Origin of the sequence: Plantactinospora sp. KBS50 (assembly GCF_002285795.1) — a bacterium.
Taxonomy (GTDB): domain Bacteria; phylum Actinomycetota; class Actinomycetes; order Mycobacteriales; family Micromonosporaceae; genus KBS50.
In genome coordinates this window covers 2894847-2920788 of record NZ_CP022961.1, presented here as the reverse complement: position 1 = coordinate 2920788, position 25942 = coordinate 2894847, and the positions used below count along the sequence as shown (strand labels likewise).

The 25942-nt window shown below is 73.5% G+C and carries 23 protein-coding genes and 2 pseudogenes; 16 read left to right on the top strand and 9 right to left on the bottom strand.

What is annotated here, in order from left to right:
- Window positions 1-71: 71 nt before the first annotated feature.
- The gene (locus CIK06_RS12970) at window positions 72-893 is read right to left on the bottom strand and encodes a hypothetical protein (protein WP_157756738.1); all 822 of its coding nucleotides are present in this window, start codon (window positions 891-893) and stop codon (window positions 72-74) included.
- Window positions 894-1070: 177 nt separating this feature from the next.
- On the opposite strand from CIK06_RS12970, the gene add reads away from it, so the two are divergent.
- The 11 genes and pseudogenes from add to CIK06_RS12910 all read left to right on the top strand — a co-directional run bounded on the left by add (window position 1071) and on the right by CIK06_RS12910 (window position 14385).
- Window positions 1071-2564 carry an adenosine deaminase gene (gene add / locus CIK06_RS12960; RefSeq protein ID WP_232534185.1) on the top strand — a complete coding sequence of 498 codons (1494 nt, stop codon included), beginning with the start codon at window positions 1071-1073 and terminating at the stop codon, window positions 2562-2564.
- A 313-nt stretch (window positions 2565-2877) separates the two neighbouring features.
- Entirely contained in the window at window positions 2878-4779 is a 1902-nt protein-coding gene (locus CIK06_RS12955; protein ID WP_232534299.1) for a delta-60 repeat domain-containing protein, read from the top strand.
- Window positions 4780-4841: 62 nt separating this feature from the next.
- Window positions 4842-5387 (top strand): DapH/DapD/GlmU-related protein, encoded by a 546-nt coding sequence (locus tag CIK06_RS12950; protein ID WP_095565046.1) that lies wholly within the window; start codon window positions 4842-4844, stop codon window positions 5385-5387.
- The gene (locus CIK06_RS12945; RefSeq protein ID WP_157756737.1) at window positions 5380-6990 is read left to right on the top strand and encodes a lipopolysaccharide biosynthesis protein; all 1611 of its coding nucleotides are present in this window, start codon (window positions 5380-5382) and stop codon (window positions 6988-6990) included. The genes CIK06_RS12950 and CIK06_RS12945 overlap by 8 nt, the downstream gene beginning before the upstream one ends.
- Window positions 6983-8296 carry an O-antigen ligase gene (locus tag CIK06_RS12940; protein WP_095565044.1) on the top strand — a complete coding sequence of 438 codons (1314 nt, stop codon included), beginning with the start codon at window positions 6983-6985 and terminating at the stop codon, window positions 8294-8296. The genes CIK06_RS12945 and CIK06_RS12940 overlap by 8 nt, the downstream gene beginning before the upstream one ends.
- Complete coding sequence (locus tag CIK06_RS12935; RefSeq protein WP_198348230.1) at window positions 8293-9933, top strand: lipopolysaccharide biosynthesis protein; 1641 nt, start codon at window positions 8293-8295, stop codon at window positions 9931-9933. Before CIK06_RS12940 ends, CIK06_RS12935 begins: the two co-directional genes overlap by 4 nt.
- Window positions 9930-10826 (top strand): sulfotransferase, encoded by an 897-nt coding sequence (locus CIK06_RS12930; RefSeq protein WP_198348229.1) that lies wholly within the window; start codon window positions 9930-9932, stop codon window positions 10824-10826. The genes CIK06_RS12935 and CIK06_RS12930 overlap by 4 nt, the downstream gene beginning before the upstream one ends.
- Window positions 10814-12147, top strand: a pseudogene (locus CIK06_RS12925) (hypothetical protein). The gene CIK06_RS12930 and the pseudogene CIK06_RS12925 overlap by 13 nt, the downstream one beginning before the upstream one ends.
- 257 nt (window positions 12148-12404) lie before the next feature.
- Window positions 12405-12884: a UDP-N-acetylglucosamine--LPS N-acetylglucosamine transferase gene (locus CIK06_RS12920; RefSeq protein ID WP_095565043.1), complete on the top strand. Its 480-nt coding sequence runs from the start codon at window positions 12405-12407 to the stop codon at window positions 12882-12884.
- Window positions 12885-12919: 35 nt separating this feature from the next.
- A complete protein-coding gene (locus CIK06_RS12915) occupies window positions 12920-13453 on the top strand; it encodes a glycosyltransferase (RefSeq protein ID WP_095567776.1) in 534 nt (177 codons plus the stop codon).
- Window positions 13450-14385, top strand: coding sequence for a glycosyltransferase family 2 protein (locus tag CIK06_RS12910; protein WP_095565042.1), 936 nt, complete (start codon window positions 13450-13452; stop codon window positions 14383-14385). The genes CIK06_RS12915 and CIK06_RS12910 overlap by 4 nt, the downstream gene beginning before the upstream one ends.
- An 89-nt stretch (window positions 14386-14474) precedes the next feature.
- On the opposite strand, the gene CIK06_RS12905 is transcribed toward CIK06_RS12910, so the two are convergent.
- From CIK06_RS12905 to CIK06_RS12880, 6 genes are all read right to left on the bottom strand, one after another.
- Entirely contained in the window at window positions 14475-14912 is a 438-nt protein-coding gene (locus CIK06_RS12905; RefSeq protein ID WP_095565041.1) for a hypothetical protein, read from the bottom strand.
- Window positions 14909-15370: a hypothetical protein gene (locus tag CIK06_RS12900; RefSeq protein ID WP_095565040.1), complete on the bottom strand. Its 462-nt coding sequence runs from the start codon at window positions 15368-15370 to the stop codon at window positions 14909-14911. Before CIK06_RS12900 ends, CIK06_RS12905 begins: the two co-directional genes overlap by 4 nt.
- Before the next feature lie 246 nt (window positions 15371-15616).
- A complete protein-coding gene (locus CIK06_RS12895; protein WP_095565039.1) occupies window positions 15617-17071 on the bottom strand; it encodes a glycoside hydrolase family 16 protein in 1455 nt (484 codons plus the stop codon).
- 385 nt (window positions 17072-17456) lie between these two features.
- The gene (locus tag CIK06_RS12890) at window positions 17457-18278 is read right to left on the bottom strand and encodes an SAM-dependent methyltransferase (protein ID WP_095565038.1); all 822 of its coding nucleotides are present in this window, start codon (window positions 18276-18278) and stop codon (window positions 17457-17459) included.
- 112 nt (window positions 18279-18390) lie between these two features.
- On the bottom strand, window positions 18391-19284 hold the full coding sequence (locus CIK06_RS12885) for a helix-turn-helix transcriptional regulator (protein ID WP_095565037.1): 894 nt from the start codon (window positions 19282-19284) through the stop codon (window positions 18391-18393).
- A gap of 233 nt (window positions 19285-19517) precedes the next feature.
- Complete coding sequence (locus CIK06_RS12880; RefSeq protein ID WP_095565036.1) at window positions 19518-19757, bottom strand: DUF397 domain-containing protein; 240 nt, start codon at window positions 19755-19757, stop codon at window positions 19518-19520.
- A gap of 236 nt (window positions 19758-19993) precedes the next feature.
- On the opposite strand from CIK06_RS12880, the gene CIK06_RS12875 reads away from it, so the two are divergent.
- Both CIK06_RS12875 and CIK06_RS29335 read left to right on the top strand, forming a co-directional pair.
- On the top strand, window positions 19994-20635 hold the full coding sequence (locus CIK06_RS12875; protein ID WP_095565035.1) for a GGDEF domain-containing protein: 642 nt from the start codon (window positions 19994-19996) through the stop codon (window positions 20633-20635).
- An 89-nt stretch (window positions 20636-20724) separates the two neighbouring features.
- A complete protein-coding gene (locus tag CIK06_RS29335; protein WP_157756736.1) occupies window positions 20725-20892 on the top strand; it encodes a hypothetical protein in 168 nt (55 codons plus the stop codon).
- 357 nt (window positions 20893-21249) lie between these two features.
- Here the strand turns inward: CIK06_RS29335 and CIK06_RS12870 are convergent, their stop codons facing one another.
- Window positions 21250-22299 carry a LacI family DNA-binding transcriptional regulator gene (locus CIK06_RS12870; protein ID WP_095565034.1) on the bottom strand — a complete coding sequence of 350 codons (1050 nt, stop codon included), beginning with the start codon at window positions 22297-22299 and terminating at the stop codon, window positions 21250-21252.
- Between the two features lie 134 nt (window positions 22300-22433).
- Between CIK06_RS12870 and CIK06_RS12865 the strand changes: the two genes are divergently transcribed.
- From CIK06_RS12865 to CIK06_RS12855, 3 genes and pseudogenes are all read left to right on the top strand, one after another.
- The gene (locus CIK06_RS12865) at window positions 22434-23582 is read left to right on the top strand and encodes a Gfo/Idh/MocA family protein (protein WP_095565033.1); all 1149 of its coding nucleotides are present in this window, start codon (window positions 22434-22436) and stop codon (window positions 23580-23582) included.
- Window positions 23579-24728, top strand: a pseudogene (locus CIK06_RS12860) (dihydrodipicolinate synthase family protein). The gene CIK06_RS12865 and the pseudogene CIK06_RS12860 overlap by 4 nt, the downstream one beginning before the upstream one ends.
- Window positions 24725-25528 (top strand): sugar phosphate isomerase/epimerase, encoded by an 804-nt coding sequence (locus CIK06_RS12855; protein WP_095565032.1) that lies wholly within the window; start codon window positions 24725-24727, stop codon window positions 25526-25528. The pseudogene CIK06_RS12860 and the gene CIK06_RS12855 overlap by 4 nt, the downstream one beginning before the upstream one ends.
- A 97-nt stretch (window positions 25529-25625) precedes the next feature.
- Here CIK06_RS12855 and CIK06_RS12850 read toward each other — a convergent pair whose 3' ends face one another.
- Window positions 25626-25883, bottom strand: a complete 258-nt coding sequence (locus CIK06_RS12850; RefSeq protein ID WP_095565031.1) for a hypothetical protein — start codon at window positions 25881-25883, stop codon at window positions 25626-25628.
- Window positions 25884-25942 lie beyond the last annotated feature (59 nt).

Genomic DNA, 25942 nt, shown 5'->3' with positions numbered 1-25942 from the left:
CCCCGCCGCGCCGAGCGGTCCCACCGCCCGGCGGCAGCCGGCGGATCAGGGACCCCCGGCGCGCGGGGGCGTCAGTGCGGCAGCTCGGCGGCGCAGCAGGCCTCGCCGTCGGCCGCGAGCAGATCGCCGAAGTCCGAGCACTTGATCTTGAAGCGTCCGTTGCTGCCCCAGCCGGCGCCCCAGGAGTTCTGGAACAGGTACGCCTGCTCGTCATCCAGCCGGTCGAGCATCAGGTAACAGTGGCCACCGGCCACCGCCCCGGTCGGCTTGACGTATCCGGCGGAGTCCGGCCGGAACATGTCGTTCGTCCAGTCGGTGCCCACCACCACCGAACCCTGGCTGTTGATCCAGTCGTCGATCTCGGCGAGCGAACGGGCGAACGCGAAGGCCGCGAGCCGACCCCGGTTGCGCAGCGCGAGCGCCCCGGACCGGACCGTGGACCCGGTCTCCGCCCGCGGCTCGCCGTCGATCACCTTGCACTCGTAGTACAGCGCGTGCGCGTCCGCGTTCTGGTACTGGCCCGCGACCGGCGTGGCATCCACCCAGCCCGACCAGCCGAACCCGACGCAGTGCCCGGTGTCGCCCTGGTCGAGCTGGATCGGCAGCTCCCAGGCCGGCGCCCGGTCCCCCGCCGGAGCCGGCCGGTTCTGCTTCTTCAACCAGCGCCAGAAGACCAGGTACGCCCGCCAGTCGGTGAAGTAGCTGGTCTCCGTCATCACCTGCTCGACGGTCCGCTGCAGGATCTCCTCCGACGGCTCGGCGATCTCCATGAGCCGGGCGAGCGACCAGTCCCGCGGGTCCGGCCGGTAGACCCGACCCAGCAACCGGGGTCCGGTCTGCTCGCTCGCGCTGCGCTGCGGGGGGTCCATCGCCAACCGCCTGTCAGGCTCCATCACGGTCTCCTTCCGACCGGCGCCGTCCCCGGCCGCACCGGGGGCCACAGCAGGGACGATCCTCCGCCGCCGGGGCGCAGGCAGTCCGTTTGCCGACTTCACGACGGTCGGTGACCCGTCCGACCAGCATGTATTCGGGTGGACCGGCCGCACGGCCGGCGGCTACGGTCGCGAACCGTGCCCCCGCCCACCCGCCAGCCCGAACCCGACCGCGATCCCGCACCCGACCGGGAAGCCGCACGCACCCGGGAGCCCGCACCCGACCGGGAAGCCGCACGCACCCGGGCGCCCGCACCCGCCCGCGACCTGCGGGCACTGCCCAAGGCGCACCTGCACGTGCACCTGGAGAGCGCTGTCCGCTGGTCCACGCTGCGCGAGATCGGCGCCGCGAACGGCGTACCGGTGCCGGACCGGCCGGGCGGCGACCACGACGGTGGGCACGACGGTGAGCACGACGACGGCCATGGCGGTGGGCACGACGGTGGCCACGCCCGCGGCGGGCCGGCCTTCACCGACTTCGCCGACTTCTTCGCCCGAAACGCCCTGGTCCGAGCCTGCCTGCGCACCGCCGAGGACTTCCGCCGGGTGGCCCGGGAGTTCTGCGCCGACCAGGCGGCCGACGGGGTGCGGTACGTCGAGGTGTCGTTCACCGCGGCGGCGCACGGCGAGCGGCTCGGCGACCCGGACCTGCCGCTCGCGGCCGTCCTCGCCGGGCTCGCCGAGGGCCGGGCCGAGACCGGCATGGAGTACCGGGTCATCCTCGACCACTCCCGGCGCCGACCGGTCAACCGGGCCTGGAGCACCCTCGACCTGGCCGGCCGGTACGCCGGGGCCGGGGTGGTGGCGGTCGGGCTGGCCGGCGACGAGGCGTACCCGGTGGATCCGTTCGTGGCGGTGTTCGCCGCGGCCCGGGACCGCGGGCTGCGGGTGGTGCACCACGCGGGCGAGGCGGCCGGTCCGGAGAGCATCCGCCGGGCGCTGGATCCCGGGCTGGCCGAACGGATCGGTCACGGCATCCGGGCCGTGGACGACCCCCGGCTGCTCGCCGAGCTGGCCGAGCGCCGGGTACCGCTGGAGGTCTGCCCGGCGTCCAACGTCGCGCTCGGTTTCGCCCCGACGCCCGCCGCGCACCCGCTGCCGCGGCTGCTCGACGCCGGCCTGGTGGTCACCCTGAACACCGACATTCCGGCCATGGTGGGCGTGACGCTTACCGACGAGTACGCTCGGCTGCGGACCGGGTACGGCTGCTCCGACGCCGAGATCGCCGCCATCGCCCGCGCCGCCGCGGCGGCCTCCTTCGCACCCGCGGCCGTGCGCCGCCACCTGGACGCGGAAATCGGCCGGTGGCTGGCCGGACAGCCAGTTTTCGACGGTGGACCGGGAAAATCCAGCCGACGGGCCACTCGCGCCGTCCTCCGGCTCGCCGCGGCCCGCCGACCGGCACCCCGGAGACGCCGGACGGATGCCGGGACTCCACCGGTAGGCCACCGGTCGGCCACCGCCGGGACCAGCCCCTCGGCCGACCCCGCCAGCCGGTCGGCCGATGGCCCACCGGCCAGCGCCGTTCGCCGAACGGATGCCGGACGCTCCGACTCTTTGCGCCTTTTCGCGGTGGCCGCTCACCCGCCGCTGTCCGATCCGGACCGCCCACCGTTTGGCGGATCGCGATGACCACGGACAACGCGAAAACGGGGGCACAAAAGGGGATTCCGGGTCCCGTCGGAAAGCCGACGCATTTTCAGGACCCGCTTGCCGTTTCCGTCGCGCCTTCGTAGTGTTCACCCGCCGTTCCTGACCAGACCTTCTGGAGGGACGGCTTTTGTGAACGGCGGGGCTGCGGCCGTCGTTCAGCCGGAACCGTGGCCCGAACGCCCGATTCCGGTCGTAATCCCGCCGCGAGCACGCTACGCGAATCATTCTCGGCTGGAGGTGGGAAGTGAGCTTCTCCCGGCAGGTCCGGCGAACACGGTGGAAGCGGGCCGCCGTGGCCGTGCCCTCAATTTCCGTTCTCGCGGTGCTGCTTGGCGCACCGGCACACGCTGTGCTGGTCCCGGCACCCGAGGTGGGCACGCTGGCCTCGGCCAATCCGTCCAACACGACGGCACATGCACGCAATGGTGAAACACGGGCGTTTGCCCAGATCGGCGACATCGTCTATGTCGGCGGCAGCTTCACCCAGGTCCGCAGCGCGGCTGTGGCGACCTGGGTGGCGCAGCCCTACCTGTTTGCCTACGACCGGCGCAACGGCGACCTGGTCACCGGCTTCGTCCCCACCCTCGACGGCGCGGTCAACGACCTGGTGGTGAGCCCGGACGGCAAGCTCATCGTGGGTGGCGCCTTCAAGAACGTGAACGGGGTGAGCCGCAAGAACCTCGTCGAGCTCGACCCCGCCACCGGGGCGACGGTCAGCTCCTGGGTCGGCCGCTCGGACGGCGGCAACATCCGCGCCATGAAGCTGCACGGCAACGACCTGTACCTGGGCGGCGCCTTCAACTGGCTCAACGGCGTGGAACGGCACGGCATGGCCCGGATCGACGCCACCACCGGCGAACTGGACCCGAACTTCGTGGTGGACGCCACCGGCGGTCGCAACAACGCCTCGCCGTACGTCTGGACCCTGGACGTCACGGCCGACGGCGGCTCGCTGGTCATGGGTGGCAACTTCACCCAGGTCAACGGGCTGGACCGCAACCAGATCGCCCTGGTGGAACTCTCCGGCGGCACCGCGACGGTGGCCGACTGGAGCACCCAGCGGTACGTGCCGCCGTGCGCCTCGCCCAACACGTTCATCCACTACGTGCAGGAGGTGGAGTTCTCCGACGACGGCAGCTACTTCATCGTCGGCAGCAACGGCGGCAGTGGGTGGCCGACGGCGTACTGCGACGCGCTGGTCCGGTTCGAGACCTCGACCCGGGGCAGCAGCCTCAACGCCACCTGGATGGACTTCACCGGTAACGACACGATCACCTCGATCGAGGTGACCGACAACGTCATCTACCTGGGCGGCCACTTCCGCTGGCTGAACAACCCGAACGCCAGCGACCGGGACGGCAACGGTGCGGTGGACCGGCTGGGCATCGCCGCCGCCGACCCGAGCAACGGCATGCCGCTGAACTGGAACCCGCGCCGCAGTGGAGCGCCCGCGGGCACCACCGCCTGGGGTTCCTCGGTGCCGGTGCTGTGGCGCGGCAACGACGGCATCTACTTCGGGCAGAACTCCGACGGGATGGGGGGCGAGTACCACGGTCGGCTCGGGATGTTCCCGTTCGCCGGTGGCCGTACGGTGGCCGCGCTGGACGCCCCGCTCAACGGCCCCGGTTACCTCTACCTGGGCACCAACCCCAACGAGCTGACCAGGGTGCCGTTCGACGCGGGGGTGCTGGGTACGCCCACCGTCTCGGCGCAGCCCAACCTGACCTCGGCCGGCATCACCATGCGGGTGGCCGACAAGCTGTTCTGGTCCAGCGGAACCCAGCTCGGTTTCTCGCAGTTCACCGGGGGCACCGTCGGTGCGCCGTGGTACATCGGCTATAACGACTGGTACAACCCGTCCAGCCTCACCGGCGCCTTCTACCTGAGTGGCCGCATGTACTACACGAAGTCCAACAGCAACTCGCTGTTCTACCGCTACGTCGAGCCGGACGGTTACACCGTCGGTGGCACCGAGTTCACCCTGCCCACCACGGGGGTCACCTGGTCGCAGGCGCGTGGCCTGGCCTACGTCGACGGCACCGTGCTGTGGGGTGCCACCAACGGCACGCTGCGCGCGGCGTCGTTCGACCCGGCCGCCACCGCCGCGGTCGACGGGACCACCGCGACCACGATCGACACGACGGCGACGGGATTGAGCTTCAGCAGTCCCACGCTGTTCTTCTCAAACCAGTGACGTCAGAGCAACCGAAAACGGTCGGGCCGCGCGATTCCGCGCGGCCCGTCCGGGCGTCCGAGGTGCCCCGACAGGGCGTCTCGGGCGCCGCTCTGCGCCTGGCCTTCGCCATCAAGCGACGGTGGTACCGACTCCGCTACCCACGGCTACGGCTCGGCCGGGACGTCCAGATCCGCGGCCGGCTCCGGCTCCGGCGCGGGGTCCGGGTGACGATCGGCGACCGTACCCGGATCAACAAGCTGGTCCGGTTCGCCGGACCCGGCGAGGTGGTGGTGGGCGCCGACTGCCTGCTCAACGCGACCTGGGTCGGCTGCTGGGACCGGATCACCATCGACGACCGATGCCTGCTGTCGGACTGCCAGATCGTCGACAACACGTTCCACAATCTCGATCCCGCACGTCGGCACGATCCGCCCGGACCGGGCACCCGTTCACCGATCGTGATAGAGCAGAATGTTTGGGTAGGCGCGGGCGCGCTGGTACTCAAAGGGGTCCGGCTGGGCCGCGACAGCGTCGTCGGCGCCGCCACCGTCGTCCGCAGCGACGTCCCACCGCGGGTGGTGGTGATCGGAAACCCCCAACAGATCGTCAAGAGGTTCGATGGTTGACACGACCGACATGACCGCTGCCGGACGGCGCACGGTGACCCTGACCGATCTGGCCCGGATCCCGATCCGGCGGTGGCCGGTCGTGGCGCTCACGGCACTGATCGGCCTCGCGGCCACCGCCGGCTACCTGTGGCTGGTGCCGGCCAGCTACGAGGCCATCGCGGTGGTGGCCGTCCGCCCGGTGGTCGCCGACCCGTTCAGCTACCCCGGCCCCGGCGCCGACCGCGCGGTCAACATGAACGTGGAGAACGGCCTGGCGACCGGAAGCCAGGTGACGGACGCGATCGCCTCGGCCATCGGCCGGCCGATCGGCCAGGTCCGCGACTCGTTGCAGGTCGAACTGCCGGTCGGTACCCAGGTGCTGCGCTTCCTCTACACCGGCCGCAGCGCCGAGGAGGCGGTGACCGGCGCGAACACCGCCGCCCAGACGTACCTGGAACTGCGCCGCTCGCTGTACGAGAAGCAGCAGGCCACCGTCGTCGACGCGTACGACGCGGCCATCAAGACCACCACCGACCAACGCAACGCCGCCCGCAAGTCGCTGCCGGCCAGCGGCGCCGGCAGCGGCAGCAACGCCTCCCCCGGGGTCACCGCCACCGTGGACCAGCTCAGGTCGCTCAACGACCAGCTGAGCCAACTGGCCGAGGAACGCGCCCGGGCCGCCGCCGTCGACGTCACCCCCGGCACGCTGACCCGCAGCGCCGCGCCCCCCGTACCGTCCAGCCACGACTCCGCCCTGCTCTACCTGGTCGCCGGCCTGCTCGGCGGGTTCCTGGTCGGTGTCGTCGTGGCCTTCGGACTGGAGTCGCTGGACCGCCGGGTCCGGTCGCTGGCCGAGGCCGAGGAGATCATCGGCCGGCCCGCGCTGGCGACCGTGCGCCTGCGGAAGGCCGCCGACGACAAGACCACCGACCTGCGCTACGCCGCCCTGGTGCTGGCCGAGCAGCTCACCGCGCGTCCGGCGCCCGGCGAGCGCCGCGCCGTCCTGCTGTCCACCCGGGCCGGGGAGGGTCAGGGCCAGCTCGTCGCGGGTCTGCGGGCCGCGCTGGCCAACGAGGGACTGAGCGTCCGGATGACCGGCGTCGACCAGGCCGGCCCGTTGGCCGGCGGTGAGGACGACGAGCCGGAGGCGGACCGCCCCGAGGCGTGGCCGGCGGAGAACCGCCGGCCCGTCCCGGCCGTGCGCCCCGGGCCGAACCGGCACACCCCCGAGAGCCCGGCCACCGGCCGGCTGCTGCTGGAGGAGGCCGAGGCGGAGGCCGGCCCGGAGGCCGAACCGACCGAGGCGGCCCGACCGCGCGCCACCGCCATCGGGACCGCCCGGGTGCCGGTGTCCGGACCGTTGCCCACACCGGCGTCCGCACCGGCGTCCACCGCCGGCCCGACCCGGCCGATCCGGACCGGCAGCACCGCCGTCACGCTGGTGGACGCCCCGCCGGCGGCCACCGACGAGCGCGGCGTCCGGGCGGCCCGGCACGGGGTGGCCGTGCTGGTCGTGGCCCAGGACCGGACCCGGGCGCGGGATCTCCGCCAGCTCGCGCAGCGGCTCACCCTCACCGGCGCCCGGACCCTGGGCTTCGTCTTCCTGACCGGGAATGGCTGAGCCGCCGTTCCGGCCCGCGATCCCGGGCCGGCCCCTCACGCTTCCGCTCTGGCCGCTGACCGCCATGTGCGGTCTGGTCCCGCTCTGGTGGGCCACCGGCGCCTTCTTCCTGATCTGGCCGGTCTTCGGGGTCCTGATGCTGGCGCTGCTGGTCCGCCGCGGCCGGGTGGCGCTGCCACCCGGCACCGCCTGGTGGTGCGCCTTCCTGGCGCTCGCCCTGCTGAGCGCGATCCGGCTGGAGCACGGCAGCAGCGTGTTCAGCTCGGGACTGCGGTACTCCTTCTACGTCACCGCCCTGATCGCCTGCGTGTACATCTACACCGCCGCCGGCGAGCTGGCACCGTGGCGGCGGCTGCTGCGCCCGCTGTGCCTGTTCTGGCTGGCCCTGATCGCCCTCGGCTGGATCGGCGTGCTGATGCCCCGGCTCTCGGTGACCAGCCCGGTGGAGATCCTGCTGCCTAACGGGATCGCGCAGGCGCCCTGGATCAACGACATGGTGCACCTGCACGCCTCCGAGTACAGCCCCCGGGCGCTGGAGCCCACCTTCCGGCCGGCGGCCCCGTTCCCGTACACCAACAACTGGGGCAGCACCTACGCGCTGCTGGTGCCGTGCGTCCTGGCGTACCTGCTGTCGGTGCGCACCGGGGCGCTGCGGATCGTGCTGATGGTCTCGCTGCCGCTGTCCGTGCCGCCGGCGTTCTTCACCCTCAACCGCGGCATGTTCATCAGCCTCGGCGCCGGGATGCTGGTGCTGGCGGTCCGGGCCGCCCGCCGGGGCAACCTGCGGGTCATCGCGTCCGTCGTGCTGGTGGCCCTGCTCGGCTGGCTGGCCACGCTGGTGATCCCGGTCAACGATCTGATCAACGAGCGGACCAGCAGCAGCGACACCACGGTGGACCGGGCCAGCCTCTACGCCGAGGTGCTGAACAAGGTGGCCGACTCGCCGCTGCTCGGCTACGGCGCGCCGGTCAGCGTCGACACCACCACCGCCGACGCCCCGGTGGGCACCCAGGGCCAGTTCTGGATGGTGCTGTTCAGCCACGGCATCCCCGCCGTGATCTGCTTCGTCTGGTGGTTCGTGGCGGTCGCCCGGCCATTGGCCCGAGCCCGCTCCTCGGCCGGTCAGTGGCTGGCCGTGGTGCCGGTGATCGCCCTGGTGCAGCTGCCCTTCTACGGGCTCACCTTCCAGAACCTCACCGTGACCTTCCTCGGGGTCGGGCTCGCCCTGGCCGCCCTGGACGGGCCGGTCAACCGCGCGATCCCCGGCGACCTCGTGCCGGCCCGACCGGCCCTGGCGGCGCCGTGAGCACCGCCGCGCCGGCCGGCACCCGGCGTACCGAACTGCGGCACAGCGCCCGCAGCGGCGCCATCGGCCTGGCCGGCGCCGCCGTGAGCGGCCTGTTCGGCTTCCTGCTCGCCGTCGTCATCACCCGCGGCTACGGAGCCACCGGCGCCGGCGGTCTGTTCGCGGCGATCGGCGTGCTGACCGTCGCCACCGCGATCTGCTGCCTGGGCGCCGACACCGCGCTGATCTGGGCGCTGCCCCGCCGGCGGCTCGGTCCCGGCGGCGACGGCGCCCGGCTGCTGCCGGTCGCGCTGCTGCCGCCGCTGACCGTCGCCGTCCTGGTCGCCCTCGCCGGGATGGTCACCGCCCGGCTGGTCGCGCCGCACCTGCTGGCCGAGGCCGGCCGGGACGGCGCCCGGCTGCTCGCGGTCACCTTCGCCGCCGTACCGATGACCGTGGCGATGACCGTGCTGCTGTCGGCCGTGCGGGCCAGCCGGCCCATCGGCGCGTACGTGGGCATCCAGTTCCTGCTCCTGCCGATCGGCCGGCCGGTGCTGGTGGCCCTGGCCGCGGTGCTCGGCGGCGGCCTCGTCGCCGGCCTGCTGGCCTGGTGGGCGCCGGTGCTCGCCGCCGTGTTCGGCTGTGTGCTGCTGGCCTGGCGTCCGCTGGGCGTCGGCGCCGCCGCGCTGCGCGCGTCCGCGGACGACTGGCGGACGTTCTGGGGATTCGCGCTGCCCCGCGCGCTGTCCGCGGCGATCGACAGCGGCAGCATGTGGATCGGGGTCCTGCTCACCGCGGCGCTGGCCGGGCAGCGGGACGCCGGCATCTTCGGCGGGGTGGGCCGGTACGTGCTCGCCGGCCAGCTCGCCATGCAGGGCCTGCGGGTGGCGGTGGCGCCGCAACTGGCCCGGCTGCTCGGCGCCGACCGGCGGGACGACGCGCTCGCGGTGCACCGGCAGACCACCGTCTGGGTGGTGCTGCTGTCCTGGCCGGTGTACCTGCTGCTGGCGGCGTTCGCCCCGGCCTTCCTGGCGCTGTTCGGCCGCGAGTTCAGCGACGGCGCCGCCGCGCTGGCGGTGCTGGCCGCGGCCATGCTGGTGAACGTCGGGCTGGGCAACGTGCAGACCCTGCTGCTGATGAGCGGGCGCAGCGGCCGGCACCTGCTGGCCGCCACCCTGGGCCTGGCCACCACGCTGCTGCTCGGCCTGCTGCTGATCCCGCCGCTCGGCGTGCTCGGCACCGCGCTGGGTTGGGCCGCCGGCATCGTCGTGGAGAACGTGGTCGCGGCGACCGCCGCGTCCGCGGTGCTCGGCCGGTCGGTGCTGGGCCGCTCCGTGCTGGCCACGGCGGGCGGCACGCTGGCCGTGGTGGGCGCCGCGGCGGCGGCCGGAATGGCGCTCACCGGCGGGCTCTCCGGCGGGCGCGGGCCGGCCGGCCTCGCGGTGGCGCTCGGTCTGCTGGCGGTGGGCGCCGCGGCGGCGCTGACCCGCCCGGCCGTGCGGTCCCGGCTGACCACCGCGGTCCGGACGCTGCGCGGTGCCGGTCCCGGCACCGGCGCGGACGCGGACGCGGGCACCGACCTCGGCACCGGGACGGACGGCACCGACGCCGGGTCGCGACGGTACGAGGACGACGAGGACAAGGAGAGGCGACCGTGACCACGATGCGCGACAAGCTGAACCAGGCCGCCCCGCTGGGCCTGCGGGACCGGGTCAAGGACGGGCTCGTGCACTACGGTGAGCGCACCAGCGACGACCGCCGGCCGCCCGACTTCCTCATCATCGGCACCAAGCGGGGTGGCACCACCTCGCTGTGGAACTACCTCGTCCGGCACCCGCTGGTGCCCCGGCTCTACCCCGCCTGGAACACCAAGACCTCGCACTACTTCGAGGAGAACTGGCACCGGGGCGAGCGGTGGTACCGCTCGCACTTCCCCACCGAGCGGCGGCGGGCGGCGCTGGCCCGCCGGCACGGCGCGCAGCCCCGGGCCGGCGAGGCGGCACCGCTGTACATGTTCCACCCGCTGGCCGCGGGCCGGGTGCACGACCTGATCCCGCAGGCCCGGATCATCGTGCTGCTGCGCGACCCGGTGGAGCGGGCGTACTCGCACTGGAAGGAGCGCCGCACCGAGGGCACCGAGCCGCTCGGGTTCACCGAGGCGCTGGCCGCCGAGCCGGAGCGGACGGCCGGGGAACGCGACAGGTTGATCGCCGAACCGGAGTACCACAGCAACGCCTACGACTGGTACAGCTACCGCGCCCGGGGCCGCTACCTGGAGCACCTGGAGCCGTGGCTGGACCTGTTCGACCGGGAGCAGCTGCACATCCTGCCCAGCGAGACGCTCTACGGGGACCCGGCCGGCAGCTACGCCGGCGTGCTGGACTTCATCGGCCTGCCGGCGCACGACCTGGGCCGCTACGAGGTGTTCAACGACCGCCGGTCGGCGCCGATGGACCCGGCGGTCCGGGAGGAGCTGACCGAGTACTACCGGCCGCACAACGCCGCGCTGCGGGAGCGGCTCGGCATGAGCTTCGCCGACTGGTCCTCATGAGCACGCCGGGCAACGATCCGCGGGACCGCTCCGACGGGCTGGGCTGGGTGACCCGGGCGGTCTTCCCCGATCCGCGGCTGCGGGTCACGGTGGACCGCGCCGCCGATCCGGACGCCACCCTGCGGTACGCGGTGGTGCCCTCGGTCGAGCGCGCCCGGTTCCTGCTGCCGCTGGCCGGTACGCCGGTGGCGGCGGCCAGCGTGCTGGCGTACAACGCCCTGCGACCCACCCCGGTCCGGCTGGCGCGTACCGCGGTCGGCGCCGCGGCCCGGCTGGGCGCCGCCCGCTGGGCCCGGTTCCCGGTGCTGAACGTCGGCGTGCCGGCCGGCACCGATCCGGCCGAGGTACTGCTGGTCCGCCGGCTCGCCGCCGGGAACGCCGGCGGCGGTCTGCACGCGGCGATCGGGGTCCGGCCGCCCGACCCGAACCGCAAGCCCACGCTCCAGCTCTTCGACGACACGGGCCGACCCCGCGGGTACGCGAAGATCGGCTGGAATCCGGCGACCTCGGCGCTGGTCCGGGCCGAGTCGGCGACGCTGACCGAATTGGCCGGGCTGACCGCCCCGGACCGGCCCGACGGCCCGGCCCGGACCGCGGAGGCCGAGGAGGCCGCGGGGACCACGGGCCGGGCAGCCGGTGCCGACGGGTTCCCGCTGGTGCCCCGGCTGCTCGCGGCGATCGACTGGGCCGGGCAGCCGGTGGCGGTGATCGCCCCGCTCCCCGGGCGGTACGCCGCCCGGCCGACCCGGCCGACCCGCACCCGCCGACGCTGGCCGCCGTGGCCCGCTCCGGCGGTCCCGCCACCGCGCCCCGGCCGCTGACCGGTTCGCCGCTGCACCAGCGGCTGCGCGCCGAGTCGGCCGAGCCCGGCGCCGAGGCCGTCCGGCCGGCCGTGGACGCCCTGCTCGACCGGTACGGCGAGACCCGGCTGGAGTTCGGCCGCTGGCACGGCGACTGGGTGCCGTGGAACCTGGGCCGGCTCGGCGACCGGGTGGTGGCGTGGGACTGGGAGCACGCCGCCGACGGCGTACCGCTCGGCTTCGACCTGGCGCACCACGCCTTCCAGCGCGAGCTGGTGGAGGCCGGCCGGCCGGTGGCGGCGGCGGCGCAGGCGGCGCAGGACGCGGTGCTCCGGCACGGCCCCGGGTGGGGGCTGGACGCGCGGGCGGCTGCCGCGGTGGCCGAGGCGTACCTGGTGGAGATGTGGCTGCGGACCTGGCGGCTGGCCAGCGGCGGCGCGGGGTGGAACCCGGCGCTGCATCCCGGCCTGCTCACCGTGCTCGCGCAGCGGCAGGCCCGACCGGTCGGGGCCGGTCCATGATCCGGCTCATGATCCGGCGGCCCGTGATCCGGCCCGACCCGCGACCGGTCACCGGCCGCCGGCGTACCGGGCGCCGGGCGCGGCGCATCGGCCGGACGGCTCGACACCGCCGCCCGAGACGCTGCATTTCGCTGATTGCGCGCAAACACGACAGAAAACTGTCCGTTAACCGGACACCAACTGAGCCACCACTTCGGACATCCTGCATTGGCATCGCACCACCCCAACCGATCACATCTCGCGCTGCGGAGGGATGAGTGACACAGCTCGCAGGGGTATCGCCCCATGCCGAGATCCTGTTCGTCGCGTCCAGCGGCGGGCATCTGGCCCAACTGTTCGCGCTGCGGTCCTGGTACCACACCCGGTCCCGCTTCTGGATCACCTTTGACACCCCCGATGCCTGTTCGCTGCTCCGGGAGGAGACGGTGATCTGGGCGCACCACCCCACCACCAGGAACATCAAGAACCTGCTCCGGAACACCGTGCTGGCGATCCGCACCCTGCGCCGCCGCCAGGTCGCGGCGGTGGTGACCACCGGTGCCGGCGTCGCGGTGCCGTTCGTGGCGCTGGCCCGGCTGCGCGGCATCCCGACGATCTACATCGAGGTCTCCGACCGGCTGGACACCCGCACCCTCACCGCGCGGCTGTGCCGGCCGTTCCTGTCCGCGATGCTCGTGCAGTCCGAGGAGCAGCGGGCGCTCTACCCCGAGGCCACCGTCGTCGGGCAGCTGCTGTGAGCGGGGCGGGAGCCGCGGGCGCAGCGGACACCGACGTGCTGGTCGTCGTCGGCACCGACAAGCACCCCTTCAACCGGCTGATGGACTGGATCGAGGGCTGGTACGCCGGCCGCGCCGAGCCGCCGACCGTGGTGGTGCAGCACGGCAGCAGCCGGGTGCCGGACGTTCCCGGCGCCACCGCCTTCCTCGGGCACGCCGAGCTGGGCGGGGCGATGGCGGGGGCGCGCATCGTGGTCAGCCACGGCGGCCCGGCCACCATCGCCGAGGCGCGGGCCGCCGGCCGGCTGCCGATCGTCGTGGCCCGCGACCCCGAGTACGGCGAGCACGTGGACGAGCACCAGATGCGCTACACCGCCCGGCTGGCCACCGCCGGAGAGATCCGGCTCTGCCGGTCCGCCGAGGAGTTCCACCGGGCGCTGGACGAGGGTCTCGCGGCCCCGGCCGCGTTCCAGATCGACCAGGCCGCCGAGCAGGACCGGTTCGCCGCCCGGGAACAGGCGGCGGCCCGGGTGGGCCGGATCGTCGAGGAACTGGTCCGCACCGCCGACCGACGGCGGGGTGTCCGGTGACGGCCGCGGGCCGGGCGACCGGCGACCCGCTCACGGTCAGCGTCGTGGTGCCCACCCGGGACCGGCCGGAACTGCTCGACCGCGCGCTGCGCGCCATCGCCGAGCAGGACCATCCGGGCCGGATCGAGGTGCTCGTGGTGTTCGACCGCTCCGAGCCGGATCACGGGCTGGAGCGGACGGACCCGCACCGGGCGGTACGGGTCCTGCGCAACGCGCGGACCCCGGGGCTGGCCGGAGCGCGCAACACCGGAATCGAGGCGGCCACCGGCGACCTGGTGGCGTTCTGCGACGACGATGACGAGTGGCTGCCGGGCAAGCTCACCGCCCAGGTGGCGATGCTGGAGGCCACCGACGCCGAGCTGGTCTGCTGCGGCATCCGGGTCCGGTACGACGACCACGACGTCGACCGCACGCTGGAGGCGGACCGGATCACCCTGGACGCGCTGCTGCGGGACCGGCTCACCGAGCTGCACCCGTCGACGTTCCTGATCCGCCGCTCGGTGCTGCTGTCCGGCATCGGGCCGGTGGACGAGGAGATCCCCGGCAGCTACGCGGAGGACTACGAGTTCCTGCTCCGGGCGGCCCGCCGGCGCCCGCTGGCCAACGTGCGCGAGCCGTACACGTTGGTCCGCTGGCACCGCCGGTCCTACTTCGCGCAGCGCTGGAACATGATCGCCGAAGCGTTGCAGTGGCTGCTGGAACGCTATCCGGAGTTCGCCCGGCAGCCCGCGGGGGCGGCCCGGATCGCCGGGCAGATCGCGTTCGCCCAGGCCGCGTCCGGCAACCGGCGGGACGCGGTGCGCTGGGCGCGCCGGACGCTCGCGGACAACCCGCGGGAACCGCGCGCCTATCTGGCGCTCGCTGTGGCCAGCCGGGCGGTTCGGCCGGACCGGGTGGTCCGGGAACTGCACAAGCGCGGCCGGGGAATCTGACCGGCCGCGTCAGCCCCGCGGTGGTGGCTGCCGGCCGGAAACGGCCGGCAGCCGCGCCGACAGCGACCGCAGCCCGAGCGTCGCGGCGATCACCAGCCAGGCGATCGCCTGGTCCCCGCCGAGCAACTCCCCTGGGCGTACCGCATCAGGTCGCCGCGCAGCCCGCGCCCCACGCCGGCCAGGTCGACCGTCGCCCCGACGGCGCAGACCAGCCCGACGGCCAGCACACCGGCCGCGGCCAGCGGCCCGGCCAGCCGGCGGGGCAGCGTGGCGGCCAGCAGCAGCCCGACCAGCAGCATGACCTGAAGCGCCGCCCCGTTGCGCGCCGATCCGGGGTACGGGTCGAGGGGGCCGAGCCAGCCGGCGGTGCCGCCGCCCAGCGGGATGGTCGCCGTGATGACGGTGGCCAGCACGATCGCCGCCGTGAACACCAGGGCCACCGGCGGAATCAGCAGGAAGCCGGCGTCCGCGGGCCGGCCGAGGACCACCGGGCGGGCCGCACCGGCGGGCGGCGACGACGCGGTCACGGCTGCCGCTCCGGCGGCAGCACCAGCGCGCCCACCACGGCGTCGGCCAGGGCACCGGCGGCGGCCTCGTCGAGGCCGAGCGCCACGGCCCGGCCGAGGGCCACCTCGCGCAGCTCGGCGAGCTGTTGCGGGGTCCACCCGGGCGGCTGCGCCGGCGCCGGCCGGCGGTGCAGCGCCGCGGCGATCCGCCGGGTCGCCGACCCGCTGGCGCGCTCGACCTCGCCGGACACGCCGCGCAGCGCGGCACCGGCCACCGCCGCGCACACCATGGTGGCCACCGGCGTCAGGGTGGCCACCGCCTCCAGCACCCCGAACTCCAGCTCGCCGGAGTCGTCCGAGGCGTCCACCCCGTCCAGGTACGGCGCGGCCAGCAGGTCGAACGCGGGCAGTTCCTCGGGCGCCAACGCGGCCACCACGGCCCGCGCGAGCCGCCGCGTGTGGGCGGTGTGACTGCGCATAGGACATGATGGATCGTTCCGGCGCGCCCGGTCCACATTGGGGTGAAAAGCCGTCACTCCGCGCCGGATCGGCCGGCGCGGCGGCGCTCGCCGGCCCCATGCCGCTCGCCGGCCGGACCCACTCGCCGGTCGGACCCACTCGCCGGTCGGACCCACTCGCCGGTCGGACCCACTCGCCGGTCGGACCCACTCGCCGGCCGGACCCGCTCGGGGTCCGGCCGGCGAAGGGCCGTTGCTACCGGCGTACTACCGCTTCCAGACCCGCACGTAGTCGACCTGGAAGTCGGACGGGAACCGGGTGGCCGAGTCCGGGTCACCCAGCCAGCCGCCCACCTGGATGTTCAGCCGCAGGTGGAACGGGCGGCTGAACGCCTTGTCGAACCACGAGGTCGTGCTCCGGTCCCGCTGCCACACCAGCTTGCCGTCGAGGTACCAGCGCATCACGCCCGGTTCCCACTCGGTGGCGTAGGTGTGGAAGCCGTCCGACGGGATCCCGTTCGGCAGCGCGGCCCGGTTGTCCTGCTTGATCGGCGTGTAGTCGTAGAAGATCGCCTGGGTGGACAGCTTGTACCAGTTGGCGCCGCCGGGCAGTTCCGTCACGTCGATCTCGCCCACGCCGCCGTCGTCGGGGCGCAGCCAGAACGCCGGCCAGATGCCGGTGGATCCGGTGGGCGTGGTCGGCGCCTTGGCGCGTACCTCGAACCGGCCGTAGGTGAACGACGCCTTGCCCTTGGTGTCCAGGTAGGCCGAGGTGTAGGCCCGGCGCTCGGAGCCGCAGGTGAACGACTCCCGCTTGGCCCGCAGCGTGAGCACGCCGCCGCTGACGAAGACGTTGTCGGGCCGGTTGGTGATGCACGCCTTGTCGTAGTCCACCATGGTCGGTCCCAGGGCGTTCCACTTCGAGCTGTCCAGCGTGCTGCCGCTGAACTCGTCCGACCAGGCCAGCTTCCAGCCGGCCGGGGCGGCGGCGCTGGACGGCGCGGCCGCCGAGCGGCTCACCGTCGGAGCCGACGGCTTGGCGCTGCTGGGCGCCGCGCTCGGCGACGGCGGCGCGCTGCTGGGCGCCGGCAGCGAGGCCGAGGGTACGGGGGTGGCCGACGGGGTCGGCTGGCCCGTGTTGTCGTACGTGATGGTCAGCTCGGGCCGGATCTCCGTCCGCTTGTTCTCCCGGGAGGCCCAGTAGACGCGGGTGTTGTGGGTCTCCTGCCGCAGCGTGAACGTGTAGGTGCCGTTGCCCTGCACGGCCGCCGAGACGTCCCAGTCGTTGAAGCCGCCGACCACCGAGTCCTTCGCGTCCAGCTGGGTGGCCGCCGGCAAATCGGGCCGGCGGGCGGTGACGCCCGGTCCGTCGGCGCCCGACCCGCCGCCGTACGCGACCACCCGGGCGGCTGTCGCGGTCCAGGCGTGCAGCCGCAGCCGGGCCTGGACGTGCCCGGCCGTGGCCGGCAGGCCGGTGACGGCGAACTCCACCACCGCGTCCCGCCAACCCCGCGGGTTGCCGTCGCAGGTCTGCGGGCAGGTCGCCAGCGTGGTCTTGGTGCCGTTGTCACCGTCCTGGACCACCTGTGTGGCGGTGGTGTCCGCGACCGCGCCGATCGTGCGGCTGCCCGAGTCGTCGGCCAACAGCGGCAACGTGGTGCCCAGCAGGGCCGCGACGCCCACGGCGCCGATGACAAAATACAGGGTGCGCTTGGTGCCCATCTCGTTACTCCTCATGCCGATGCCCGGCGACGCTACCCGGCGGAGCAACTTGATCACGTGTCGTACACCCCGTTCTAACGCGTGTTTAAGGCGAACTTAAGGGCTTCCCGATGTTCCGCACAGTCCCGTTACAAGCATGAAAGCCGTGCGGGCACCGAGCGTGCACGATCGGACAGAAGTCGCTCGCTGCTACGGCACAATTCCACCGTGCACGTGTACGGCGCTGGTTGGTCCCTTTTGAACCGCGATGCCGGCCGGATCGGCCCCCCGGTCCGCGGGATGACATTGGTACCAACCGGGGTTGCCCGAAACGGAACCCGCCGATACCGAAAACGGTGACAATGGTTCTTTACCCGCGGCGCCGCGGCGGGGTTCGGACCCGCGTTCAGGGCTTGCGGGCGACCGCGCAGTAGACGGCGGCCTCGGCGTCCGCCGGACGGGGTTCCGGCTCGCCCTCGGCCCGCCACCGGGCCACCGGCTGCACGCCCGGCTCGATCAGGTCCAGGCCGGCGAAGAACCGGGCGAACTCGTCCCGGTTGCGGAACGCCATCACGCCGTGCGGACCGCCACCTGTGCCGGCCTGCTTCGCCTCGGCGGCCATCTGCGGCGGCCAGAAGTCGGTGGTCACGTTGGAGGCGGCCAGGTAGCTGCCGCTGGGCAGGGCCGCCAGCAGCCGTTCGACGATGCCGTACGGGTCCTCGTGGTCCTGGACGAAGTGCAGCACGGCGATCAGCAGCAGGCCGACCGGCCGATCCAGGTCGAGGGTGCGGCGCAACTGCGGGTTGGCCAGGATCCGTTCGGGTTCCCGCAGGTCGGCGTCCAGGTACGCGGTGCGGCCCGACGCGGAGCTGGTCAGCAGCGCGCGGGCGTGGGTCAGCACGATCGGATCGTTGTCCACGTACACGACCCGGGCGCTCGGGTCGATCCGCTGCGCCACCTCGTGCGTGTTGTCGGCGCTCGGGATGCCGGTGCCGATGTCCAGGAACTGGTCGATGCCCGCCTCCGCGGCCAGGAAGGTGACCGCCCGGCGCAGGAACCAGCGGTTCTCCAGCGCCGTGGTGCGGACCGCGGGAAACGCCCCGGCGATCTGGTCGCCGGACTCGCGATCCGCCTGGAAGTTGTCCTTGCCGCCGAGCCAGTAGTTGTACCGGCGGGCCGGGTGCATGACCGACGTGTCGATCCGGTCGTCGCCCGTGGGCCCTCTCATCGCACTCACCCGTCGTCCGGGCCACCGGGTCCGACCGGCGGCCTGCCAACTGCCTCGTCCGTGCCGCCGCCGGCCGCGGATCCCCGCCCGCGCCAGCGGCCTGACCGGTGGCTCAGCCGCTCACCCGGTCGTAGTCCCGCAGCACGCCTTCGAGGATCTCGGTGGTCCGCTCGGGCGGTTCGGCCTCCACGCAGACCCGCTCGATGGCCGCGGCGTAGTGGTCGATGTCGTCCCGCTTGTCCAGGTAGAGCGCGCTGGTCAACTGTTCGATGTAGACGACGTCGGGCAGGTCGGCGTCCGGGAACCGCAGGATGCTGAAGTTGCCTCCGGCGGCCGAGTGGCCACCCGCGGCGAACGGCATGATCTGCAGCCGGACGTTGGGCAGCTTGGTGGCCTCGATGAGCGCGGTGAGCTGGGAACGCATCACCTCGACGCCGCCGATCGGGCGGCGCAGCGCCGCCTCGTCGATCACCGCCCACAGCCGGGGCGCGTCGCTGCGGGACATGATCCGCTGCCGCGCCATCCGCAGGTCGACCCGGGTCTCGATCTCGCTGGCGTCGGCCCGGTCGTGTCCGAGCAGGATGACCGCCCGCGCATAGTCGCGGGTCTGCAGCAGCCCCGGCACGAACTGGACCTCGTAGGTCCGGATCAGGCTGGCCGCGGCCTCCAGCCCCAGGTACGCCTGGAACCAGTTGGGCAGCACGTCGCCGTACCGGTGCCACCAGCCCGGGGTGTTGGCCTGCCGGGCGAGACCCAGCAGGCTCTCCCGCTCGCCGTCGTCGGTGACCCCGTAGAGGGTGAGCAGGTCGGCGACGTCGCGCTCCTTGAAGCCCACCCGGCCCAGTTCCATCCGGCTGATCTTGGGCTCGGAGGCCCTGATCTCGTAGCCGGCGGACTCCCGGGTGACCCCGCGGCCCTCCCGGAGGCGCCGCAACTGCGACCCGAGCAGCATGCGCAGGACGGTCGGCCCGGTGGCCGAACCGTTCCCGGCCTGATCCGTCGCCACGCACCGACCTCCGGATTTCCGCGCGGCCCGACGGGCCGGCTCCGCTGCCGCGTAAGCATGCCATGAACCGACAGTGAGACGAAGCCCCCGGCGGCGATCTCTGCGGGCGACCTTGCCGACGGCCGCTCTGACCTGCGGTCGACAGGTCAGAAGCGACCGAATCGGTGATACGCGTTCGGGCGATCGGTGTGTTGCCCGTCACCGCAGGGCGATCGACTCATCGCCGCTCGCCGTCAGGCGATCAGGTTGTCGAAGTCTCCGTCCCGCACCCCGAGCAGGAAGGCGGTGATTTCCTCCACTGTGTAGATGAGAGCTGGCCCCTCCGGGTGCCGCGAGTTGCGCACCGCGATTCCGGTGCCGTCGGGCAGCCCGGCCAACTCGACGCAGTTGCCGCTGGGGTTGCTCCGCCGGCTCTTCTGCCACGCCAGTGGTGGCAGCTCGGTGGTGGGTACGCCGTTCGGTAGCTGTTGCATTGGAGCCTCTCTTCGCCAGAACCCGCCGAGGCGCCGCTCCGGGCGCACCGGGCGGGATCACGGGACGCCGTAGTCGCGCGCAGATGCACGTGCATCCGCTATTGCATCTGCAATGGACGGGGAGCATGATAACCCAGTACAGCCGTACCTATTCGATCACTTTTGGTGATCATGAGTAGGCCATAAGCAGGCAAAACACCCGACTTCGGTCGACAACCGGTGACGGAGGCACGACCATGGTGGAGCCTTTCACCGTGCTGGCCACAGGGGCAGCGCTCACCGGTGTGGTCGCCGCCGGTCGGATGAGGTCGCGGGCGTTGCGGGCCGAGGCCCGCCTCGCCGGCCTGGCCGGGCAGCTTGAGGCGGCCCGGCACGCGGCCACCCACGACTCGCTGACCGGGCTGTACAACCGGCGTGGCTTCCACCAGCGCGGCCAGATCCTGCTCACCGACCGCACCCAGTTCCCCCTGCTGGCGGCGGTGGTCGACCTGGACGACTTCAAGCAGATCAACGACCGCTTCGGCCACCCGGCCGGCGACCGCGTGCTCACCACGGTCGGTCGCCGGCTGTCCCAGTTCGCCGGCGACGGTGCTGTCGCCCGGCTCGGCGGCGACGAGTTCGCCGCACTCATCGGCAACGTACCGATCGACCCGGACAGCCGCGAACAGGCGCGGCAACGGCTCGGTGCGGTCCTTGCCGCTCCCATCGAGATCAGCGGCGGCCCCATCCGGGTCCGCGCCTCGGTCGGGCTCGCACCGGTCACCGGCCCCTGCCGGCTGTCCGATGTGTTGTCCAGCGCTGATTCCGACATGTACCAAGCCAAGAGCCTCACGTCGGCAGGCCTTCCCCTCGACCATGCCAGCATCGCGGAGGTGTGATCCTTGTCCGTGCCCATGCTCGAACCCGCCCAGCGCGACCTTGTCAACCTGCCCCCACCGACAGCTACCGGCCGGCGGACCGGGTCTGGGTGCACCGGGGCAGCGCCTGGTGCGCCGGCATCGTGGAGACCTCGTCGGCCCGCGCCGCGACCGTGCGCTACCGGCCGACCACCTCCAGGGGCACCGCGGTCGACACGGTCACCGCCGTATACCTGGCCCGGCGCGCCGAACGCGACCCGGTGCTCGACGGCCGCTGACGGGGGCCACCCACCGGGGCGGCCGCCCGACACCGGCGTACACACCGGCCGGGGCCGGCACCCACGCGGACCGCACCGTCCGGCGCGACACCCGCCGCGCCCCACGAGCACGGCGCCGCCGCACCCTCACCCCCCGCTGCGGCGGCGCCGTTCCACCCGTGCACCACCCGACGTGCGACAACGCCAGCCGTACGCGGCCCGGAACCACCCCGGCCACACCGGAAAGACGAGGGCCCCTTCCGCCGTCCCCCGCGACGGAAGGGGCCCTCTTTCCGACGCCCCCTAGTAATAAGGTGTCCCCCGGTAGTTCCGGCGTCACGCTCGTGATCTCGCAACCGCCCCGTCGGGCGGGCCGGCTCACCGGTCGGCGGCGCTCCGGGCGGGCGCCGCGGTGCTGCCCCGGACCACCACCTCACCCGCCACGCGATCGGTCCGGGCGCGCCGGCCGGTGTTCTCGGTCAGCGCCAGCCGCATGGCCCGCTCCCCCAGCTCCTCCAGCGGCAGCGCCACCGTCGTCAACGGTGGGGTGAGGTCCCGGACGATGGGGATGTCGTCGAACCCGGCCACCGAGACGTCCGCCGGCACGGACAGGCCACGGTCGCGCAGCGCGGCCAGCGCCCCGATCGCCATCACGTCGGTGACCGCGAAGACGCAGGTGGCCCGCAGCCTCCGGTCGAGCAGCTCGGTCATCGCGGCGTAGCCACCGGCCCGGTCGAACGAGCCGGCGCAGACGTCCCGGTCGGTCAGCGGCACGCCGGCCGCGGCCAGCTCGTCCCGGAATCCGGCCAGCCGGTCCGCCACGGTGGTCAGCGCGGGCGGACCGGTCAGGACCGCGAACCGGCGGTGCCCGAATTCCAGCAGCCGCCGGGCCAGCGCCGCGGCGCCGGCCCGGTTCTCCGGCAGCACGCTGTCGACGCCGAGGTTGCGGTGCCGGCTGACCACCGCGATCCGGCCACCGCCGCGCAGGTACGGGTCGATCTCGGCGGTCAGCGCCCGCTCCCACTCCCGATCCTCGAAGCCGGAACCGATGAGCAGGATCGCCGGCGCCCGCTGGGCGCGCAGCAGCGACACGTAGGCGACCTCGCGCATCGGGTCGCGGAACGTGCTGGCCAACATGACCAGCAGCCCGTTCTCGGCCGCCACCCGCATCACCCCGCCGGCCACCGCCGCGAAGTAGGGGTCGCTCACGTCGTGGCAGACCACCCCCACGGTCCGCCGGGACGCGCCGGCCAGCGCCTGGGCGTGCGCGTTCGGCGTGTACGCCAGTCGCGCCGCGGCGTCGCGTACCCGCTCGCAGAGGTCCGGCCGCACGGCGGCCGTGCCGTTCAGGACCCGGGAGGCGGTGGCCAACGACACGTTCGCGGCGCGGGCCACATCCTCCAGGGTCACGTGGGTACGCGCAGCCATCAGCTCCCCTGTCGTGACGCTTGACCACCCGAGACGGGCATCGATATCGTAACTCGGAAAGCGCTTTCTGAAGGCGATCTCATCCGACGAGTCGCGCCTGGGGCGGCTCCCGCCCAGGTTCTGGGAGGGAACACATGGAACGCACCTCGATCGGTATCGCGCTGGGTGGGGTGACCGGACGGATGGGCTACCGGCAGCACCTGGTGCGCTCCCTACTGGCCATCCGCGAGCAGGGTGGGCTGCCCCTCGACGACGGCCGGGTGATCTGGCCCGAGCCGGTGCTGCTCGGCCGCGACGAGGCCAAACTCGCCGCGATCGCCCAGCGGCACGGGCTGACCCGCTACCACACCGAACTGGACGCGGTGCTCGCCGATCCGAGCGTGCAGATCTACTTCGACGCGCAGGTCACCAGCGCGCGGGAGAAGGCCATCCGGGCCGCACTGGAGGCCGACCGGCACGTCTACACGGAGAAGCCGCTGGCCGAGACGCTCTCCGGCGCCGAGAGCCTGGCCCGGCTGGCCCAGGAACGCGGGCTGTGCAACGGCGTCGTGCAGGACAAGCTGTTCCTGCCCGGCCTGCGCAAGCTCAGGCGGCTGATCGACGGCGGGTTCTTCGGCCGGATCCTGTCGGTGCGCGGCGAGTTCGGCTACTGGGTCTTCGAGGGCGACTGGCAGCCGGCCCAGCGGCCGAGCTGGAACTACCGGTCGCAGGACGGCGGCGGCATCGTCGCCGACATGTTCCCGCACTGGCACTACCTGCTGGAACAGCTCTTCGGACCGGTGCAGGCGGTGACCGTGCACACCAGCACGCACATCCCGGAACGCATCGACGAGCGGGGCCAGCCGTACCAGGCCACCGCCGACGACGCCGCGTACGCCATCTTCGAGCTGGCCGGCGGGATCGTCGCGCAGATCAACTCGTCCTGGGCCGTCCGGGTCTACCGCGACGAGCTGGTGGAGTTCCAGGTCGACGGCACGCACGGCAGCGCCGTGGCCGGGCTGCGGAACTGCCGGATCCAGCACCGCGCCACCACCCCGGCCCCGGTGTGGAACCCCGACCTGCCCGCCACCGAGGACTTCCGGGCGCAGTGGCAGGCGGTGCCGGACAACACCGAGTTCGACAACGGCTTCAAGGTGCAGTGGGAGTCGTTCCTGCGGCACGTCGTGCAGGGCACGCCGTTCCCGTGGGACTTCGAATCCGGGGTACGCGGCGTGCAGCTCGCCGAGGCCGGCCTGCGCTCCGCCCGCGAGGGCCGCCGCATCGAGATCGAGGTCCAGAGGTGAACGACCGCACCGTCACGCTGCCCGGCGGCGAGCGGTACCCGCTGCGCGGCACGCCGCCGCCACCGCCGCGGCCGTTCCACACCCGGATCGGGTACGCGGCCGCGCACGTGGTCGCCGACCCGCTCGCCGAGAACACCCCGGGGCACCGGCCGTGCTCGACTGGGACGCCACGCTGGCCTTCCGGCACCACCTCTGGCGGTACGGCTTCGGCGTGGCCGAGGCGATGGACACCGCGCAGCGCGGCATGGGGCTGGACTACCCCACCACCCGCGAGCTGATCCGCCGGTCCGCCGCCGAGGCGAAGGCCGTCGGCGGCTCGATCGTGGCGGGCGTGGCCACCGACCAGTTGCCGGCCGGGCAGCCGGTCGGCCTCGACGAGGTGGTCAAGGCGTACCAGGAGCAGCTGGCCGACGTGGTCGGGGCCGGCGCCGTACCGGTGCTGATGTGCAGCCGGCACCTCGCGGCGGCGGCCCGGGACGCCGAGGACTACCTGTCCGCCTACCGGGCGGTGCTGGAGCAGGCGCCCGGCCCGGTGCTGCTGCACTGGCTCGGCGACGCGTTCGACCCGGCGCTGCGCGGCTACTGGGGCGCCGAGGACCTCGACGTCGCCACCGGCACCGTGCTGGCGCTGCTGCGCGAGCACGCCGACCGGATCGACGGGATCAAGATGTCGCTGCTGGACGCCGGCCGCGAGGAGGACCTGCGCCGGAACCTGCCGCCCGGGGTCCGGATGTACACCGGGGACGACTTCCACTACCCGGAGCTGATCCGCGGCGACGAGACCCACCACTCCGACGCGCTGCTGGGCATCTTCGCCGCCATCGCGCCGGTCGCCGGCCCCGCGCTCGCCGCGCTGGACGAGGGGACCTGACCGGGTACGACCGGCTGCTCGGCCCCACCGTCCCGCTGTCCCGGCACATCTTCGGCACGCCCACCTACTACTACAAGACCGGAATCGTCTTCCTGGCCTGGCTCAGCGGGTACCAGGACCACTTCGCCATGGTCGGCGGCCTGGCCAGCGGGCGGTCCGCCGTACACCTGGGCCGGCTGCTGGTGCTGGCCGACGCCGCCGGGCTGATCCCGGACCCTGACCTGGCGGCCGCGCGGGCGCGGGCCTTCTTCACCACCCAGGGCGTGCCGCAGTGACCGGCCGGTTCTCGTTCAACCAGGCCACCGCGACCGGCTGGGCGCTGCCGGACCTGGTGGCCGGCTGCCGGGACGCCGGCGTCGACGCGGTCGGGCTGTGGCGCGAGCCGGTCGCCGAGTTCGGCCTCGACCGCGCGGCGCGGCTCGTCCGGGACGCCGGCATCACCGTCAGCACGCTGTGCCGCGGCGGCTTCTTCACCACCGGCGAGGACTGGTACGACGACAACCGCCGGGCGCTCGACGAGGCCGCGGCGCTCGGCGCTCCGGTCCTGGTGCTCGTCTCCGGCGGGATGGCCGCGGGCGACCGGGATCTGGCCGGCGCCCGCGACCGGGTCGCCGACGCGGTGGCGGCGCTCGCCCCGCACGCGGCGGACGCCGGGGTGACGCTGGCGATCGAACCGCTGCACCCGATGTTCGCCGCCGACCGGTGCGTGATCTCCACCCTGGGCCAGGCGCTGGACATCGCGACCCGGTTCGACCCGGCCACGGTCGGGGTGGTGGTCGACGCGTACCACCTGTGGTGGGACGACCGGGTGTACGCGGACATCGCGCGGGCCGGCGCGCACATCGCCAGCTTCCAGGTCTGCGACTGGATCACCCCGCTGCCGGCCGGCGTGCTGCTCGGCCGCGCGCTGCCCGGCGAGGGCTGCATCGAGCTGCGCCGGATGCGCGCGGCGGTCGACGCGGCCGGCTACCGCGGGCCGATCGAGGTCGAGGTGTTCAACGCCGAGCTGTGGGACCGGCCCGGCCGGGAGATCCTGGCCGCCGCGCTGGAGGGCTATCGCCGGCACGTGGCCTGACGCGGCCCGCCGCATCCCCGACGGCACCGGACCGAGCCGTCCGGCGGGCCGCCGGCACCCGCGTTCCGGGCGGGGCACCCCCCGCCCGGAACCCGGGTCAGGCCGAACGGATGGGCCGCTTCAGGTGATAGCGGAAGACCTCCGTGGTGCCCTGAAGGTTGTTCACGTCCTCGGCCGCGGAGACCAGTTCCCAGCCATCGGCGCCGACCCGGTTGAGGTGGGCGATGGCGGTATCCCCGTACGCCGTCACGTCCACTCTGGAACCGTCCGGGCCGTACCAGAAGTAGTAGAGACCCCAGCTTTGGCCCTCGGCCTGCCTTCGGCGGACGATGAGCGCGTATTCCCACTTCACCATTGGTCCATTATGGCCGGCGCCGGCGACATAACGTCACCGACTCGACGCCGACGGTCGCG

What these genes read in the sequence shown, in the direction of transcription:
- CIK06_RS12970 (WP_157756738.1), bottom strand. Translation starts at nt 893, where the DNA reads ATGGAGCCTGACAGGCGGTTGGCGATGGACCCCCCGCAGCGCAGCGCG.
- CIK06_RS12945 (WP_157756737.1), top strand. Translation starts at nt 5,380, where the DNA reads ATGGTTGACACGACCGACATGACCGCTGCCGGACGGCGCACGGTGACC.
- CIK06_RS12940 (WP_095565044.1), top strand. Translation starts at nt 6,983, where the DNA reads ATGGCTGAGCCGCCGTTCCGGCCCGCGATCCCGGGCCGGCCCCTCACG.
- CIK06_RS12900 (WP_095565040.1), bottom strand. Translation starts at nt 15,370, where the DNA reads ATGCGCAGTCACACCGCCCACACGCGGCGGCTCGCGCGGGCCGTGGTG.
- CIK06_RS12895 (WP_095565039.1), bottom strand. Translation starts at nt 17,071, where the DNA reads ATGGGCACCAAGCGCACCCTGTATTTTGTCATCGGCGCCGTGGGCGTC.
- CIK06_RS12890 (WP_095565038.1), bottom strand. Translation starts at nt 18,278, where the DNA reads ATGAGAGGGCCCACGGGCGACGACCGGATCGACACGTCGGTCATGCAC.
- CIK06_RS12880 (WP_095565036.1), bottom strand. Translation starts at nt 19,757, where the DNA reads ATGCAACAGCTACCGAACGGCGTACCCACCACCGAGCTGCCACCACTG.
- CIK06_RS12875 (WP_095565035.1), top strand. Translation starts at nt 19,994, where the DNA reads ATGGTGGAGCCTTTCACCGTGCTGGCCACAGGGGCAGCGCTCACCGGT.
- CIK06_RS12870 (WP_095565034.1), bottom strand. Translation starts at nt 22,299, where the DNA reads ATGGCTGCGCGTACCCACGTGACCCTGGAGGATGTGGCCCGCGCCGCG.
- CIK06_RS12865 (WP_095565033.1), top strand. Translation starts at nt 22,434, where the DNA reads ATGGAACGCACCTCGATCGGTATCGCGCTGGGTGGGGTGACCGGACGG.
- CIK06_RS12850 (WP_095565031.1), bottom strand. Translation starts at nt 25,883, where the DNA reads ATGGTGAAGTGGGAATACGCGCTCATCGTCCGCCGAAGGCAGGCCGAG.